Genomic DNA, 16042 nt, shown 5'->3' on the forward strand with positions numbered 1-16042 from the left:
GATCCCGGCCCAACGAAAATCAAGGAGATTCCCATGTTGCTCGACGTCCTGCACTTCGTCGTCAAGACCCCCACCACCAGCCTGCTCGACGCCCTCATCCAGTCCATCCAGTGGGTCACCGGATCCTCCACCCAGACCGTCTGACCCCCGGGCGCCCCGCACCGACGGGATGCGGCGCGGGGCGCCCGAACCCGTTCCACACCACGGTGACCCACCCGTGACATCCCGCCCACCGAATACGGCCGCGTCCCCCCATCCGCGGCGTTGCTGTTCCCCACCTCCACCCCTCGGAGGTGGGGAACGGCAATGTCAGGGGTCTTCGGGGCCGTCCTCGTTCCCGTCCCGACGCCCGCGGTCCTCGATCCGTACAGCGCCGCCCCCCGGTGGGAATCCCAGATCCAGCTCGCCAACCACACCTGAGACCACCCCGACTTGACCAAGCTCCTCCGGTTCCGGCGGCGCCGAGCAACTGACCAAGGCCCGGAACTTCCTCCGCGACAACTCGACAACTACGGCGTCGACGGCACCCCCTACTACCGGCCGCCCTACGGGTTCCACAATCCCACCGTCTCCACGACAGGCGCCGACCGCAGGCATTACCGATCTCCGCTGCCAGATCGTGCCTCGGCACTTATCGTGGGCCCATGGGATTGTGCCGGCTGGTCCTGGATCTCCCCACCGCCTGCCCGCCACACGACCTACTCGACATCGGGGCCACCGAACTCACCGAACGCGGCACCCACGGCTGGAGGAACCTCGAACTACGTACCACCGGGTCGACCGGAATCGCTCTGATCCGGCACGTCACCTTCACCAACTGGATTCCGTCCACCACCATTACCGTTCATCCCCAGCAGATCGGCTACCACACCCTCTGGGCGCACCTCGAGGACCCCGACCGCACAGCCCTGCTCGAGCTCACTGCGGACGGGACGGTCAGCACCACCATCACACGCCTGCTCACACGTACCGCGGGCTGGAGTTTCTTCGTTCGGGGCCCGGCGGGGGACCACCAGCTACCTACCAGCTTCCGCATTTTTCTCCGCACCATGACCCATTACCGCTAATCGGGCATGTCGCGGCAGTATTGTGAGGCCCCATCGGGGCAGCGGGCGACCCACTCGCACCAGCGAGGAAGCGGCCAGCTACTCTTCCAGCCGTAAATCTGCGGGCACAGACCTGGGATCGTGAGGTCGCCGGTGGGTCCAGGACGTGCGGTTCGACAGAAAGCTTCGTGATCACAATGGTGACGCTGGTTCTACACGCCGCGGCAGCGCTGCTCGTGCTCTTCTTCCGGGCGCTCACTCGCCCCGCATCCGGTCACCGAACGATCGTGACCGACGGATTCGACGACCGCTACGAACAGGTCGACGACACGGCGTCACGCCGGGGCTGAGGCAGCGCCCTCAACGGGTGTACTCGGCTACGCGGCCTCCCCGGGCGGTTCGACCCGTCGCCCCGCGCAGACCCCCGCCGACGGCACCTCACCGGCGCTGATCCCCTATGCCGGTCACCGGCAACTAACTGGTGGGGCGGCCGGTATCGCGGAGCTCGGGATATCGGGCGGTGAGTCGGGCCACCAGCTGACGCGCCTCACCGAGCCTCGCACGCGACTCCGGGTCCTCGGCGCCGAGCCGGCCGTCCCGTGCTCGGGTGGTGTCGATCCGGGCGGTGAGCACCGCGATCTCCTCGTGCAGCAGGTCGCGGAACAGCCGCGCCTGGGCGACGTCGGGGTCGAGGTCGGGCTCAGTGAAGGTCATCCGGTGCTCTCCTGCTCGGTGCGGCCGGATCCAGAATGTGGTGCCGCGGGGCGTGACGAGACTGCGCCGCTGCAATCCAACACACGCATCGTTGCCGAGCCCGCCGACCGGGTCAAACCACCACCCGGAGCCCAGACCGCCCGATGAACGTACGTTCCCGCTGGTAACCCCGCTGAACACCTTCCCCGACGCCATCTGACGAAAATTACCGGGCGCCGAGAGACGAAAGGTCACTCGTGCCCGAATCCATGCGCGCGCCCGTCGCCGAGAAGGCGCAGGCGACCGTCACCCGGTGGGGTGTGAACGACACCCAGCGCGGGTACGCCGAGACTGGTACGCGCAGTCGAGGACGGGAAGTGCGGCCACAGTGCGGAGATGAGGCCCATGACGACGATGCCCGAACCCCACCCGATTACCGGGCACGCCGGGGTGGGCCTCAACCATGCGCGGGATGGACGGGAAACACTGTCGGTTGCGGAAGGCATCCTGATCGCATTACGCCACTGCAGCCAGACCGAGGCATTCGACGAACTGCTCCGCGTCGCGCACCGTCACCACCTCAGTGTGCTCACCGTCGCCCACGCCCTGGTCGATCTCGCGATCGGCGCCAACCCGCCTCTGGGATCGTCGGAACGGCACGCGAACCCCTCCGGACCATTGGCCGAGTGGGAGTCATACCTCGCGGACTGGCCCCGGTCTTCTCGGTGACGCCGTGTGCTCGGGGTGTCGCCGGCGGATACACCCTGAGTCGACAAGTGTCGCGGAACTCGAGCAGGCGCGGGGTGTCGACGCAACCGCCTCATCCCGCCACCGATCGTTCGACGGCCAGGTCGCTCCACTTGGCGGTTCCCCGGTGTCGCGGCAGGATGAATCCGTGTCCATGAACGAACCGTTCCTGCCGATCACGCACACGGGTTCCGACGAGATCGACGCCGCAGACCCCGGACTGGGTGCGCCCGGGACCCCCACCCCGCCTACCACCGACATCGAGGACGCGGAGCGCGAATTTGAGGACCGCATTGAGCAAGCACGCGGTCAGCAGCAGATCTTCCGCACCCCCGAACCCGCACCCGGCCCGCCGACCTCCGACTGAGTCCGCCGAGGCGAACCGGAACTTGTTGCGCCGTTGCGCGTCTCGGCTGCCGACCGTGGCGCCAATGCTGGCCCGCAGAAACACGCTCTCGTCCGGGAAGGGGCAGCAAATGTTCGTCCTGCTCCGGCACGCCCACGCGATAGCGAAGCAGGACTGGACCGGGCCCGACGCCCGCCGGCCGCTCAGCGCCGTCGGCCGGAACCAGGCCGAGGGCCTCTTCGACACCCTCACCGGGATCGAGTTTCGGGCACTGTACTGCAGCCCGACCACCCGCTGCCTCGACACGGTGTTGCCGCGCCGGCCCCCATGCCGTCAGGTCGCCGAATGTGGGTGGGCCGCGCGCGGCCGAGGAGGGGTGGGCGAGCACTCGGCCTCGGTCCGTGCGCGGCGGGGCGCTCCGCCGCGGCTAAGGGGTTCGACGGCCGGGGCGGAACTCGCTGCCGCGGTCCGTGTTGTGCCGCGGGGCAGCGTAGCTGGCGGGTACCCGGATCGGGGCGGGTTACGCCGGTTTTTCGCCGAGCCCGTGACCCTCATGCGGGCGCCGGGGCGCGAGACACCCGGCGGAGTGTGCGGGGCGAGGCCGAGAAATGTCGTCGCAGTCGCGCAGCAAAGTGGGGAACTGCGCCCGCCGCTGTGCGAAGACGTCTCTGCGACGGGGCTCGAGCCAGTGGTCGAGGGGACCCTCCGCGCCGGGACTCGGTGCTGACCGCGCCCAGGGGGTGGGCTCCTGTTCTGTCGGGGAACTACCGCGGGTCCGGGGGAACTCGCGCGCTCACACACCTGACCGGCAGACGGAGCAGCCCGACCGGTTGGATCGTTCCTCAGCGGGCGCCCGCACCGAATTATCCAGCGGTGACTGCAGGCTTGGGAATGTGTTCGGTGGACGATTAAGCATCGCCGACCTGGGGTAGTCGGGCGGAATGCGCCCCACCGGGCAGGATCCGATCACAGACCGCCGCCGGCGCCGAGGTGCACCACTTTTCACTCGACAAAGGGGTTGGGCGATGTCAGGCAAGGGTCAGATGGCGTTGGCCGTCGGTGCGGGATACATGCTGGGCCGCACGAAGAAGATGAAGTTGGCGTTGATGCTGGCCGCCGGCGGGGCGTCCAGACAATTGTCCTCCGGCGGGTCGTTGGGTCTTCTCAACGAGGGCCGCAAGTTGCTCGCGGATTCACCCGAGGTCGCCCAGCTCGGCAAGACGGTCCGCCACGAGCTGATGAACGCGGCGAAGACGGCCGCGGTGACCGCGGCCAGTCAGCGCATCGACTCGCTCAATTCGCGGCTGCAGTCCGGGGAGAGCCTGCTCGGCGACGCCGCGGGCGGGAGGAAGTCGACGCGGCGCCGCGGCGAGGAACCCGAGGACGACTACGAGGACGACAACTACGAGGACGCGGAGGTCGAGTGGGAGGAATCGGACCAGGAACCGGATGAGGGGGAGGAGCCGGATGAGGACACCGAGGACAAGCCCCGGGCCCGGAAGCGCCCCGCGCCGCGCCGCCGGTCCTCGGGTAGCGGCACGTCCCGGCCCGGCCGGTCCCGGTCGTCGGCCGACGACGATGACGACGAGCTCGCCCGGGTCCGCAGGACGCGTGCCAAGGCGAGCACCGATTCCACCCCGGTACGACGGACCCGGAGGTGATCAGTGATGACTTCGAATCTCGACAGTGCGGCGAAGAAGCTGCGCAAGAACGTATCCGGGGTGTCCGGTGAGGCGGCGTCGGTGTCGCCGCTGCAGAAGGCGGCGCAGGGCCTGCTCGGCACCGTGACCGACAGGGCGGTCTCCGCTGTGTCCGACAAGGTGGCGGGCGCCACCGGTCGGCTCAACGACTACGCCGAGGGCGGCGGCGGAAGCCTGCTGTCCGCGATCACCGGCAACGGCGACGGCAACGGCGACGGGAACGGGGACGGGGACGGGGACGGCAACGGTGACGGCAAGTCGTTCCTCTCCGGGCTGACCGACACCGTGAAGGAGAAGGCGTCCGACCTCAAGGACAAGATCACCGGCGGCGGTGGCGGTGGCAAGGGCAAGAAACTCAAGCTCACCAATATCGTCGAAACGATCGATGTCGGGGTGCCGGTCCAGCTGGCCTACAACCAATGGACCCAGTTCGCCGACTTCCCGTCGTTCATGAAGAAGGTCGAGCGGGTGGAGCAGGAGGCGGATGAGAAGCTCGAGTGGAAGGCTCAGATATTCCTCTCGCACCGAACTTGGGAAGCGTCGATTCTCGAGCAGGTTCCCGACGAGCGGATCGTGTGGCGGTCGAAGGGTGCCAAGGGTTTCATCGACGGTGCGGTGACGTTCCACGAGGTGACCCCCGATCTCACCCGCATCGTTTTGATCCTCGAATATCACCCGAAGGGGTTGTTCGAGAGGACGGGGAACCTGTGGCGGGCGCAGGGGCGACGCGCGCGCCTGGAGTTGAAGCACTTCGGACGCCACGTCATGACGCAGTCGATCCTTCATCCCGACGAGGTCGAGGGCTGGCGCGGAGAGATCCGGGACGGCAAGGTAGTCGAACCCGAGGAGTCCGAGGACTACGACGAGGAACCGGCCGAGGACGAAGCGCAGCCCGACGAGGACGAGCAGGACGAAGCGCAGCTGGACGCGGGCGACGAGGACGAGTACGACGAGCCCACCGAAACGGACGAGTCTGAGGAGCCGGAGGAGGACGAGACCGACGAGGGTGAGGAACCTGAGGACGAGACCGACGACACCGCCGAGTACGAGGACGCCGAGTACGAGGACGAAGAGCCGGAGGACGAGGACGAAGAGCCGGAGGACGAGGGCGAAGAGCCGGAGGACGCGGGCGAGGAACCCGGCGACGAAACCGATGAGGGCGAAACGGTCGAGGAACCTGAGGACGAGGCCGAGGAACCCGACGAGGCGGAGGAGGAGCCCGAACCACCTCGACGCCGTCCCCGTAAGGCCGCGGCGAAGTCGACCCGCACCGCGGCGAAGTCGACCCGCACCGCGGCGAAGTCGACCCGCACCGCGGCGAAGTCGACCCGCACCGGGGCAAAGTCGACCCGGACCGGGGCAAAGTCGACCCGGACCGGGGCAAAGTCGACCCGCACCGGGGCAAAGTCGACCCGGACCGCGGCGAAGAAGGCGCCTGCGCGGCGCAGGAGAGGAGCATCGACATGACTACGGCGGGTGGACCCAGCTCGAGCAGTCTCGCCGACGTCATCGACACCATCCTCGACAAGGGCCTCGTGATCGACGCGTACGTGCGGGTCTCGTTGGTCGGTATCGAACTGCTGACCATCGATGCCCGGGTGGTGGTCGCGAGTGTCGACACCTACCTCCGGTTCGCGGAGGCGGTGAACCGGCTCGAGATCGGTAGCGAGCCGAAGGGCCTGTCCGACATCGTCTCGGGCGGGATCGAGGGGGCCGCCAAGCACAAGACGAAGGGCGCCCTCGAATCGGCGGGGGAGAAACTCGGCGGCCTGCTGGGCGGCGGGGAAGAAGAGGAACAACCGGAACGGGAACGAGTGTCACGCAAGTCGACTCGAGGTGACAGGTGATGGCCACCTCGGAGCAGACGAAACAGATGACCGGTGTGTACGTCTACGGCATCGTCCCGGCCGACATCGAGATCGCCGAGGAGGCGACCGGGGTCGCGGACGGCACCGTGGACCTCGTCACCCAGGGTGAGATCGCCGCCCTGGTCAGTGAACTGTCGGTGGATCGGGCGCTCGGGAAGCCCGAGGACTTGCGGGCGCATGCGGACCTGCTGGACGGGACGGCCCGGGTCGCGCCGGTGCTGCCGTTGCGGTTCGGTGCCGTGCTCAGCGACGCCGACGCTGTGAAGGAGGAACTGCTGTCGGCGCATGCGGACGAGTTCGCGTCCGCACTCGACCAATTGGCGGGAAAGGCCCAGTACATCGTCAAGGGTCGGTACGTGGAGAAGGCGATTCTGCGGGAGATCATCGACGAGAGCGAGGAGGCCGCGCAACTGAGGGACGCGATCCGCGACAAGTCGGAGGACGCCGGCCGCGACGCGCGGATGGCGCTCGGGGAGTTGGTGAGCAACGCGATCGCCGCCAAACGCGACCAGGACACCCAGACCACCGTCGAGGCGCTCGACGACCTCGTCGAGTCCGTCAATATGCGCGAGCCCACGCACGAGGAGGAGGCCGTGCAGGTGGCGGTCCTCGCCGACGTCGAGCGTCAGGAAGAGCTCGAAGAGGTCGTCGGGCAACTCGCCGAGAACTGGGAGGGCCGGGTGGAGATAAAGCTGCTCGGACCGCAGGCGGCGTACGACTTCGTGGTGACACAGAAGCCGGAAGGGTAGGGCTGAGGCATGGGCTTGTTCTCGTTCATCGTCACGTTGCCGCTGCAGCCGGTCAAGGGGGTCATCTCGTTGGCGGAGTTGATCCAGCGGCAGGTCGAGCAGGAGATGCACGATCCGGCGCGCGCCCGCCGGGCACTCGAGGAACTCGAGGAGGCGCGGGAACGGGGGGAGATCACCGAGGAGGAGGAACTGCAGGCACAACAGGCGATCCTCGACCAGATGACCGACGGTGGATGATCCCTTCCTGTGAGTGAATTGACGGCAGGCCTGCTCGGGGGACAGCTACACGCCGCGCGCCGAGCCTGGGAGATGCCTGCGGTCGAGGCCACACCTGCGGGGGAGCCGCACCCCGTTGCCGCACCGGGTCACCGCGAGCATGGGCGGTGTGAGTGCGCCGACCGCACCGCACGTGCGCCGGTGATTGGGTGCCCCGAACGCCGGGTAGTCGCCGAGTACGCCCCGCGCGCATCGGCGCGCCCATCCTGAACGCGCCGGCCAGGGACAGCAAGAGGGTTCGATCATGACAACGACAACGAAAAATGAACTGGCCGCAGCGGTCGGCGCCGGATACCTGCTGGGGCGCACACGCCAGTTGACGACGGCCGTGACACTCGCCCGAGCCGGCGGGCGAACCCCTCGGGGACCCCATGAGTTGCTCGTCCGGGGATCGGAGTTGCTGGCTTCCTCCCCGGAGATCGCCAAGCTCGGCGAGCAGGCCCGCAGCGAACTGCTCGACGCCACGGCGACCGCCGCCGCGGCCGAGACCGGCAGCGGGCACAGCGATTCGTTCCGGGACCGCCTCCGGGCCGGTGGGGCGAGCGTCGTGACCCGCGGCGAGCACCTGCTGGCCGGACTGACGCGGATCGGCCGTCGCGACCGCGCCCACCGACCGGACGTCGACGCTACCGCCACCGCCGACGAGGAACCCGGCACCGGAAAAGACGAGGACGGACAGGTCGACCACTCGGCGGCCGTCTCGCCCACCCCACCCGGGAAGCGCGCGAGACGAGGACGAGGGAAGGCGGCATCCGTGTCGTCCGGGGACACGACAGCGTCCGAGGGCGAACGAGGCGAGGACACACCGACCGCGGACGAGGACGGGGCCGCAGGACAGCGGCGGTCATCGAGGGGGCGGGCACGCCCGCGGCGGACCAAATCCGCGCGCTCGGCGACCCGACAGTCGGCGAAGACCGCAACCACGTCGACGGGCAGTGGTGAACGGCAGTCGAACCCGGGCTGACTCGAACCTCGGAGAGGATTCTCGGACGCCGACTGGTGCGTCCCCCGCGACGGGGCGCCCCCCGGTTGGCGGCGGCGTTGTCCGGCCGGCTCAGCTGCTGCCGAACAGACCGCCGAACGGGTTGGTTCCACCGAATTGGCCACCGAACGGGTTCGATCCGCCGAACGGATTCGATCCACCGAACAGACCGCCGAGCAGGTCGCCGAACGGATTGGATTGACCGAACAGGCCACCGAAGGGGCCGAGTTCGTTCTGGTCCTGCCGGTCCTGCTCGTCCTGGTCCTCGTCGTCCCCGCCGTGGGGGTGCTGCCAGTTCCGATCGACCTGCACGATCCCCGACACCGGGGCGGCCGCCGCGGGTGGTGCCACGGCAACCATGGGAACCGCAGCAAGTGCTCCGATGGTGACAATCGTCGCCAGAAGACGCCTCGGGTCCTTGTTCTTCGCTTGTGTGAGCACGGTCGTACCTTCCGTCGCGCCGAAGAGATCGAGAGACGGGGCGACGTCCGCACCCAGGCGAAGCCGTCTCCATAGGCAAACCGGCAAAGCTCGGTCGTGCGCGAATCCTGGTCGCTTCAGCGATTCTCATTTCGGGTGCGCCGCCGGGAAGCGACGCCCACTCCTACTACACGCCTCAAACTCGGGGCCTTCAACTCCTCCGTTTGCGAGAGAGCCTGGCTCCGGCTGCTCGGCGGCCGCATGCCGACGGACCCGCACATGATCCTGGTCACCAGGTGGAGGCGCTGAATGCCCTTCTGACCGCGGTGGGCCCGTCTCGGGACCCCTGGTTCGACGAACCGGAACCGCTCGAAGACGGGTGGCCGTGTGGGACCTGGAAACTACCCTGCGGGCGTTACCTGGGATCGGCTGGACGACGCTGATCGCCCGTCAACGGCCGCGACTGTATTTGATCTGGGTGCGCCCAGCTGGCACGGGAGGAGTGCTTCTTGCCTTGCTGCGGTGGCTGTAGAAGCATCGGATAGCGGGGCGCCGGCTGGCGATTGCATGTCGGGACGAGAGGCGACCCGGCATCGGGCGACGACACCACCTTTCGGAGGGATCATGACCAGCGGAACCAGTCCCGTATCCAAGCCGCGGCAACCGGAACTGCTCGGGCAGAGCGTGGTCGTGATCGGCGGCACCGCCGGCATCGGGCTCGAGACCGCACGACGCGCCCGGGCGGAGGGCGCCGATGTCATCCTGACCGGCCGCGATCCCGACCGGCTCGAGCAGGCGGCGCGGGAACTCGGCGCGCAACGCGCCGCAGCCTTCGACGCCAACGACACCGCTTCCCTGCAGGGGTTCTTTCAGGATCTGTCGTCACCGATCGACCATGTGATGGTGACGGCCGGCGGCCCGCATTACGGGCCCCTGCTCGAGATGGACTCGGACCAGGTGCGCCGGGAGCTCAGCGGGCACGTGGTCCTGGGTCTCGAGGTCGCGCGCAATGCGGCGAACAAGATGAGGCCTGGGGGCACGCTGCTGTTCATGGGCGGCACCGGCGGTCGGCGCGTCGGTCACGGTCTGGGGATCGCCTCCGCCGCTACTGCCGCGCTTCCTCCGTTCACCGCGGCCCTCGCGCTCGAGCTCGCGCCGGTTCGCGTGAACCTCATCGCCGCTGGCTTCGTCGACACCCCATTGTCGGCGTCGCTGCTCGGAGATCGACTCGAGGATCGACGAGCCGAGCTGCGGGCCACGCTCCCGATCGGCCGCGTCGTCGGCCCCGCCGACGTTGCTGCGCTCGCGATCCACATCATGAGTAACACCGCACTCACCGGCGCGACGTACGACATCGACGGCGGGCAGCAATTCGTATGACCACACACGACGTCGGTGGCCGTCGAGCTGGAGCATGACGACATCAGAGACTCGCGTCGATACGTCCGCGGCCTGGTGAAATGCACGGCACGAACAGTGGGGTGATGGTCCCCAGCCACCGCTTGGCGAACTCCTTGGCCAGCACGCGTGTGCCGACGGTGCGGAGCGCCGCGCCGAGCACTCGTCCCTCGAGGTTCTTGCCCCAGCGGACGACGACGGCGTCGATGTCGGTCGTCCCATCGGGCATCGGGCATCGGGCATCGGGGTGAGGGTGTCCAGGTGGCCCGAGCGACCTCCGACCACGTCGGAGTCGATGGTAGTCATGACGACGCGGCGGGGATCGGACCAGTCGTAGGGCAGTCGTTCTCAGACACCGCCCGAATGTATGCCGCCGGTTCGGCGGCCGGTGATCAACACGATCGCTCCTCGCACGGATGCGAGGAGCACGACATTGAGTACCTTTCGGGGTCTTTGCACTCATTGACCCCGCGTCTGACTTCGGCGAAGAATTTATGCATGACACCCGATGAAGAGCTTCTGCACATCGACCAAGTCATCGACCGCCTCGATGCGCGATTCCCGGACCTTCCCCGGGAGAGCATCGAACAGGTGGTGCGCTCCGCGCACGCGCACTTCGCGAACGGCAAGGTGCGTGACTTCGTTCCCCTTCTCGTCGAACGCCTCGCCCGAGAGAAACTTCAGGGCCTGGTGCCCGTCGATCCCGTCGTGCCGTTGGCGGCGCCGACGGCCGGCGCCGAGATGGCCGGCGTCGAGATGATCGGGGCCGAGATGATCGCGCGCCGCCGGTGGTGGTCGGGCTGGTTGCGAGGCTGGTACCCGGACACCCGGATGGCGATCGTCGTGGCAGCGCCGGAGCCGGTGTTTCCCGCCTCGGGCCGGACATGATCGTCCGATCCGGATCACCGACTCTCGAGTTCGGCTGCGTCGCTGAAGACGAGCCGACCGTCGTCCAGCGCGACGGCCCACCGCCGAACAGGCGCCTAGTCGCGGCCCAGGTGAGCGTTGGCGGCGACCTCGTCGCCGTGGTCCGAGACGACGGTGCCGGGTAGCCGGGCGATGTGGTTGCCGCCGGTACCGTCCCGGAACCAGACCTGAGAACCGACCGTGAATCGGCCTGATGCGCTGATGTTCGGCTGGTCGGGCACGGCTGTCATTCTCCCATGGATGAGGCCCGCCGCCCGGCTGCCAACGGTGTTCACTTGCGGCGCACCCAGGCATCTGCATGGGACACCGGGTGCCGGTGTCCGACGTCACGGCTTGCCACCCGGGCCGTGGGTCTCGGGCAGCTGAGTTGTCGATTGAGTTATCGAGCGCGAGAGGGAATCTGGGGACGATGCGAGAACAGTTCGACGAGCAGCTCGAAGAGATCAGGGCGAACCTGGTCGAGCTGTGTGCCCTGACCGAGGCCGCGATCGATAGCGCATCCCGGGCCGTGCTGGACACCGATCTGCCTGCCGCCGACCGGGCCGCCGAGCTGAGTGCGAACATCGATATCCGTGCCCGAGAGCTCGATCATCGTGCGCTCACTCTGATCGCGCGCCAGCAACCGGTGGCACTGGATCTACGGGCCTTGATCGGTGGTATGCACAACATTGCGGATCTGCAACGGATGGGTTCTCTGGCTGCGCACATCGCCGAGGTGGCGCGGTTGCACCATCCCGAGCCGGTCGTTCCCCACGAGCTGCGGGGCATCATCGCGGACATGGGCGCCGCGGCCACGGCGCAGGCCGCGGCCGCCCGAGAAATCCTGAGCACCCGCAACGAGGTGGCCGCGTTGGACCTGATCTGGGCGGACGAACGGACCGACGAGCTGCTCCGCAAGCTGTTCGCCGCCACAAAGAGCGACGACTGGCTTCATGGGGCCGCATCGGCGGTGAACATCACGTTGCTGGGTCGGTTCTACGAACGCTTCTGTGATCACACCGTCGAGATCGGTCGCCGCGTCATCTTCGTGGTCACCGGAGAATTTCCCGACCAATGAGGTCGGTGACGGTCGAGAACTACACCTATCAGGTAGGCCGGGAATACGAAACTGCATCGCCCCAAACTTTTCGGACCTTTCTCCGCGCGATCGCCGTCGAACATCGCTGACCGGGTGCTCGGGTACCCGGATCGTCGCCGGATCGATGCGGTGCAGCGGATGGGGTGCGGGTGCCGAGATGTCAGTGAAGTGCCCGACGGCAGGGCGGGAGTGGCGCTAGTGTTGCCGATGTCCGGCATGGCATGAGATGACTGTGGTGGAGAAGAACCGATGGAGTTCCTGGTCGACATGGTGACCACTGTTCCCAAGGGCACCCCCGACGCGGCCGTCGCCGAGATCCGGGCCCGGGAGGCGGTACGGGCGCAGGAATTGGTGGCGCAGGGAAGCCTGCTGCGGCTCTGGCGGCCGCCGCTTGCCGCCGGTGAATGGCGCACGTGGGGCCTATTCCGCGCCGACGACGCGGAGCAGTTGGAACAGGTGCTTGCATCGATGCCGCTGCGGGTGTGGCGGCACGACACGGTGACACCCTTGTCACCGCATCCGAGTGACCCGGGCGTCTAGGAGTGCCCCGGCTCGGCGGCACAGGCCGGCGGCGGACAGACACAAGGGTCGTCATTCAGACCGAGCGGCCCGGATAGTCGGTGAGCGCGGAGATGGCGGCGCTCGCCCGGGTCCCGCCCCGGCGTGAGACCAGCGACCAGATCCAACTCGGGCTGGGGTGGACGCACGTGCCGCCCTGCAGGGGCGGCACTCCGCAGTGAGGGAAAGCATGCGCACACTAGCGTCGTCGGACACGTGTCATCCGGTGAGATCTTCATCGAGCCGTGCCGGTGATGTCACACGAATAACACAGTGAGCCAACATGTTTCCGATGGGACTGCCACGTTACCGTGGGGCGTGTTAGCCGATAGGCTCTGGGGTGATAGATCTGTTCGACCGGCCCTCTCCGACCGCCAGCACCACCTGGGGGTCAGCGTGTCGTCCACCACCTTGCGCATTGCCTCGTTCAACGTCGAGAATCTCTTCTCCCGCCCCCGCGCGATGGGCAGCGCCCCGGAGGATGTGGGCCGGGAGATCCTCGACGCCCATGCCCACCTCGGGGCGCTGATCGCCCAGGACACTACACCGACGGTGACAAGAAGCTGATCCTCGATCTGCTGGTCGCGCTGGATCTCGACCGATCCGACACCGCCGCCTACGCGGTGCTGCGGCAGGTCCGCGGCCGTCTGGTCAGACGCTCGAAGGGGGTCACCACGATCGTCGCGGATGGTCGCGGCGACTGGGTCGGCTGGGTTGACCTGACCACAGAACGCATCGACGCACTCGCGATGACGCACACGGCGCAGGTATTGCGTGAGGTGAACGCCGACGTCACCGCCGTGATCGAGGCCGAGGACCGGATCGCCCTCGAACGCTTCACCGAGGCCGCAATCGTCGACCCGGGCCGGAACCCGATATTCCCGCACGTGATGGTGATCGACGGAAACGACGACAGGGGCATCGACGTCGGAGTTTTGTCGAAGGCGGCGTATCCACTGCGGGGGATCAGCTCACATGTCGACGACCTCGCACCGACGGGACGCCCGATCTTCAGCCGCGACTGCCCCAAGTACACCTTCGCCTTCCCCGGCGACAGCGCCCTGGCGGGAGAGTCGTTGACGGTGCCGGTCAATCACCTCGAGAGCAAGGGCTACGGTCGGCCGACGGACAACAGGACTTGGCGAGTGTGAATGCGGCTTCTTTCGCGAGAGTCTTGGTGAGCCCGAAGAGTCCGGATTTGGAAGCGGCGTAGTTGGCTTGGCCGATGTTGCCGGTTTCGCCGACGACCGAGGAGACGTTGACAATGCGTCCGGTTCCGCGGTCGAGCATGTGGGCGAGTGCGGCCTGGGAGAGGAAGAAGGCGCCGGAGAGATTGACCGCGAGGACGGTGGACCAGTCGTCGTCGGTGAGTTCGGTGACTGTTTTGTCGATGGTGATGCCGGCGTTGTTGATCAGGATGTCCAGTCGCCCGTGGGTGTCGACGACTTCGGCGATGGTGCGCCGGCAGTCGGCGGCCGAGCCGACGTTGCCCTGGTGCGCTGAGGCCGAGGCGCCGAACTGTCGGCAGGTCCGGCTGAGGTCGGCGGCGAACTGGTCGGCGGCGGCAGGGTTTCGGCTGTAGCCGACGGCGACGGTGGCGCCCTGGTGTGCGAGGCTGCGGGCGATCGCGCCGCCGATGCCGCGGGTTCCGCCGCTGACGAAGGCGACCCCCCGGTCAGCTTGCCGGTCGTCGGCGCGGGGGTGGCGGTGTCCTGGGGGGCTAGATCGTGCATGCCGTCGCTTTCGATGGGTGGTGGGGTGGGGTCGGGCAGGAGAATTCGGACACTGTGACGCAGGACACGCCACTTTATGGGCCCGCCTGCGGTGCAACCCGGTCCGTGAACTCGCATCAGCCGATTGGTTGATGAACGCTCCGCCGCGCCCGGCCAGACGAGGCGATTGCCGTCCGAGTTCAGCAGGATCGACCACCCCTTTCGCCCCAATCGGCATCTGAAGAGCGCCCCCCCGATGGTGGGGCGAAATGCGTCAGTGCTTCGCTCCCGGCACAGGATCGCTGTCGCCGCCTCGGCTTATGGTTCGGCACCTGTCACCCGCTGTCGTGTGTGGTGTGCGTCGCGCAGTCGCCGCAGCAGTAGGTCGCCTGACGGAATGAGCGTAACGGAGTAGAACACGGCACCGCCGAGAGAATCCTCAGCCATGCAGGAGAAGACTCCGGCGGCGGAGACAACCAGCAGGCCGCATGCGAGACTCACAGCCCGGTACCTGAACGCCATCCTTCATCCGTCCTTCGATGCTCACTCGGTGAGGAGCGAAACCCTGGGTGTCGTGCGGCTGACAAGCCCCGCCAGACCGGCGACGCGAATCGTGATCAGACTGACGGAGCCCGTGCTCCCCGGTGCCAGGGAACGTCCCCCGGTTATCGAGTGCGAAACCGCTCACCCGGGGAGACGCGAAATAGATGACCACGCACGCGGTGGCACCACAAGGGTTTCGTCGGGGTCGGAGGCACGAATGCGTCACACCCCGGCGGGAACGACAAGCGCCAGTCGGTGGCGGTGTCGCGGGTCGTGGTGCGGGGCCCGCTGTTCGGATTGTGTTCATGGCATCGTTCAGTACGTGGTGTGGGGTCCGTCCGGCGGCGGGTTCAGTCTCGGCGCATGTATGCGCGAGCGAATCGTTCGGCGGTGTTGCTGGGGCTGCTCGGCGGTGGTGTGGCTGTTGCGATGCACAGTACCTCGACGTTGCCCGCCCCGTGGTCTCAGAGGCGTTGCCGATTCCCGGCGTCCCTGACGGGTTGGTCCCCGACGGTTTGCTTCCTGCGCCGCCCCGCCCCCCTCCGATACCGCATACGTCGGCGGCCGCGGCGAGGTATGCGGGCGTTGCACCACGCGAATGGGGTGTCGCGGTCACGGGCGCCGCCACTCGGCTAGCCGACCCAACTGACGTGAAGTCCCACGTCGCGTCGTCGTACGGTCTGACGGGCGGCAGCCGGTGAGCCTGGCAGAGGAGACCGCCGACGAGTTCACCGAGACGCTGCGGCGCCTGACCTCGGTGACGGTGACGGATCGGCTGTGGTTCGCGTTCCTCGATGCCTGGTACACGCTCCCGGAGGACCAGGGCCGCTCCCGCACGCTGGGTGCGGGCCCTTGGTGTGTGACGGGGCTGTGACGTGGTGTTCTGTCATTTTGCGGGGTTGTGATGTGGGCGGGCTGGGGTGGGCCTGGCGACTGTGGTGGGTGGGTGCTGGCGGGCGGTGTTCGGGTCTGTTCCACCCTTTTAGGATGTTTGTGACA

At 67.7% G+C, this 16042-nt stretch carries 22 protein-coding genes and 1 pseudogene; 18 read left to right on the forward strand and 5 right to left on the reverse strand.

Annotated elements, in window-relative coordinates; all coding sequences use genetic code 11:
• The first annotated feature begins 644 nt into the window (after positions 1–644).
• Positions 645–1067, forward strand: coding sequence for a hypothetical protein (locus tag H0B43_RS32750; protein WP_252189671.1), 423 nt, complete (start codon positions 645–647; stop codon positions 1065–1067).
• Positions 1068–1234: 167 nt separating this feature from the next.
• On the forward strand, positions 1235–1396 hold the full coding sequence (locus tag H0B43_RS32755; protein WP_185724150.1) for a hypothetical protein: 162 nt from the start codon (positions 1235–1237) through the stop codon (positions 1394–1396).
• Between the two features lie 124 nt (positions 1397–1520).
• On the opposite strand, the gene H0B43_RS32760 is transcribed toward H0B43_RS32755, so the two are convergent.
• On the reverse strand, positions 1521–1760 hold the full coding sequence (locus tag H0B43_RS32760) for a hypothetical protein (RefSeq protein ID WP_185724149.1): 240 nt from the start codon (positions 1758–1760) through the stop codon (positions 1521–1523).
• 384 nt (positions 1761–2144) lie between these two features.
• On the opposite strand from H0B43_RS32760, the gene H0B43_RS32765 reads away from it, so the two are divergent.
• The 9 genes from H0B43_RS32765 (at position 2145) to H0B43_RS32805 (ending at position 8389) form a co-directional block, all read left to right on the forward strand.
• On the forward strand, positions 2145–2468 hold the full coding sequence (locus tag H0B43_RS32765) for an ANTAR domain-containing protein (protein WP_252189670.1): 324 nt from the start codon (positions 2145–2147) through the stop codon (positions 2466–2468).
• A 172-nt stretch (positions 2469–2640) separates the two neighbouring features.
• Positions 2641–2853 (forward strand): hypothetical protein, encoded by a 213-nt coding sequence (locus H0B43_RS32770; protein WP_213016450.1) that lies wholly within the window; start codon positions 2641–2643, stop codon positions 2851–2853.
• A 109-nt stretch (positions 2854–2962) separates the two neighbouring features.
• A complete protein-coding gene (locus H0B43_RS32775; RefSeq protein WP_185729714.1) occupies positions 2963–3559 on the forward strand; it encodes a histidine phosphatase family protein in 597 nt (198 codons plus the stop codon).
• 298 nt (positions 3560–3857) lie between these two features.
• A complete protein-coding gene (locus H0B43_RS32780; protein ID WP_185724147.1) occupies positions 3858–4493 on the forward strand; it encodes a hypothetical protein in 636 nt (211 codons plus the stop codon).
• Positions 4494–4499: 6 nt separating this feature from the next.
• Positions 4500–5999: an SRPBCC family protein gene (locus H0B43_RS32785; RefSeq protein ID WP_185950090.1), complete on the forward strand. Its 1500-nt coding sequence runs from the start codon at positions 4500–4502 to the stop codon at positions 5997–5999.
• A complete protein-coding gene (gene gvpJ / locus H0B43_RS32790; RefSeq protein WP_185724145.1) occupies positions 5996–6379 on the forward strand; it encodes a gas vesicle protein GvpJ in 384 nt (127 codons plus the stop codon). The genes H0B43_RS32785 and gvpJ overlap by 4 nt, the downstream gene beginning before the upstream one ends.
• Entirely contained in the window at positions 6379–7149 is a 771-nt protein-coding gene (locus tag H0B43_RS32795) for a GvpL/GvpF family gas vesicle protein (protein ID WP_185724144.1), read from the forward strand. Before gvpJ ends, H0B43_RS32795 begins: the two co-directional genes overlap by 1 nt.
• A 9-nt stretch (positions 7150–7158) precedes the next feature.
• Positions 7159–7386 carry a gas vesicle protein GvpG gene (locus H0B43_RS32800; RefSeq protein ID WP_185724143.1) on the forward strand — a complete coding sequence of 76 codons (228 nt, stop codon included), beginning with the start codon at positions 7159–7161 and terminating at the stop codon, positions 7384–7386.
• 283 nt (positions 7387–7669) lie between these two features.
• Positions 7670–8389: a hypothetical protein gene (locus H0B43_RS32805; protein WP_185724142.1), complete on the forward strand. Its 720-nt coding sequence runs from the start codon at positions 7670–7672 to the stop codon at positions 8387–8389.
• A 90-nt stretch (positions 8390–8479) separates the two neighbouring features.
• Here H0B43_RS32805 and H0B43_RS32810 read toward each other — a convergent pair whose 3' ends face one another.
• Entirely contained in the window at positions 8480–8848 is a 369-nt protein-coding gene (locus H0B43_RS32810; RefSeq protein WP_185724141.1) for a hypothetical protein, read from the reverse strand.
• A 603-nt stretch (positions 8849–9451) separates the two neighbouring features.
• Here H0B43_RS32810 and H0B43_RS32815 point away from each other — a divergent pair.
• Positions 9452–10207 carry an SDR family oxidoreductase gene (locus H0B43_RS32815; protein WP_185724140.1) on the forward strand — a complete coding sequence of 252 codons (756 nt, stop codon included), beginning with the start codon at positions 9452–9454 and terminating at the stop codon, positions 10205–10207.
• 43 nt (positions 10208–10250) lie between these two features.
• Here the strand turns inward: H0B43_RS32815 and H0B43_RS41900 are convergent.
• Positions 10251–10573, reverse strand: a pseudogene (locus H0B43_RS41900) (hypothetical protein); the annotation flags it as partial.
• Between the two features lie 150 nt (positions 10574–10723).
• Here H0B43_RS41900 and H0B43_RS32825 point away from each other — a divergent pair.
• Entirely contained in the window at positions 10724–11113 is a 390-nt protein-coding gene (locus H0B43_RS32825; protein WP_185724138.1) for a three-helix bundle dimerization domain-containing protein, read from the forward strand.
• A 95-nt stretch (positions 11114–11208) separates the two neighbouring features.
• Here H0B43_RS32825 and H0B43_RS43285 read toward each other — a convergent pair whose 3' ends face one another.
• Positions 11209–11373, reverse strand: coding sequence for a hypothetical protein (locus H0B43_RS43285; RefSeq protein ID WP_397517431.1), 165 nt, complete (start codon positions 11371–11373; stop codon positions 11209–11211).
• A gap of 188 nt (positions 11374–11561) precedes the next feature.
• On the opposite strand from H0B43_RS43285, the gene phoU reads away from it, so the two are divergent.
• From phoU to H0B43_RS32850, 4 genes are all read left to right on the forward strand, one after another.
• The gene (gene phoU / locus H0B43_RS32835) at positions 11562–12209 is read left to right on the forward strand and encodes a phosphate signaling complex protein PhoU (protein WP_185724137.1); all 648 of its coding nucleotides are present in this window, start codon (positions 11562–11564) and stop codon (positions 12207–12209) included.
• A gap of 270 nt (positions 12210–12479) precedes the next feature.
• Complete coding sequence (locus tag H0B43_RS32840; protein WP_185724136.1) at positions 12480–12770, forward strand: muconolactone Delta-isomerase family protein; 291 nt, start codon at positions 12480–12482, stop codon at positions 12768–12770.
• A gap of 414 nt (positions 12771–13184) precedes the next feature.
• Positions 13185–13355 carry a hypothetical protein gene (locus H0B43_RS32845; RefSeq protein ID WP_185724135.1) on the forward strand — a complete coding sequence of 57 codons (171 nt, stop codon included), beginning with the start codon at positions 13185–13187 and terminating at the stop codon, positions 13353–13355.
• 56 nt (positions 13356–13411) lie between these two features.
• Entirely contained in the window at positions 13412–13939 is a 528-nt protein-coding gene (locus H0B43_RS32850) for a hypothetical protein (RefSeq protein WP_185724134.1), read from the forward strand.
• Here H0B43_RS32850 and H0B43_RS32855 read toward each other — a convergent pair.
• Positions 13878–14594, reverse strand: coding sequence for an SDR family NAD(P)-dependent oxidoreductase (locus H0B43_RS32855; protein WP_312033633.1), 717 nt, complete (start codon positions 14592–14594; stop codon positions 13878–13880). The genes H0B43_RS32850 and H0B43_RS32855 overlap by 62 nt on opposite strands.
• Before the next feature lie 1146 nt (positions 14595–15740).
• Here H0B43_RS32855 and H0B43_RS32860 point away from each other — a divergent pair.
• The gene (locus H0B43_RS32860; RefSeq protein WP_185724132.1) at positions 15741–15917 is read left to right on the forward strand and encodes a hypothetical protein; all 177 of its coding nucleotides are present in this window, start codon (positions 15741–15743) and stop codon (positions 15915–15917) included.
• Positions 15918–16042 lie beyond the last annotated feature (125 nt).

It is taken from the genome of Rhodococcus sp. 4CII (assembly GCF_014256275.1).
Classification (GTDB): domain Bacteria; phylum Actinomycetota; class Actinomycetes; order Mycobacteriales; family Mycobacteriaceae; genus Rhodococcus_F; species Rhodococcus_F wratislaviensis_A.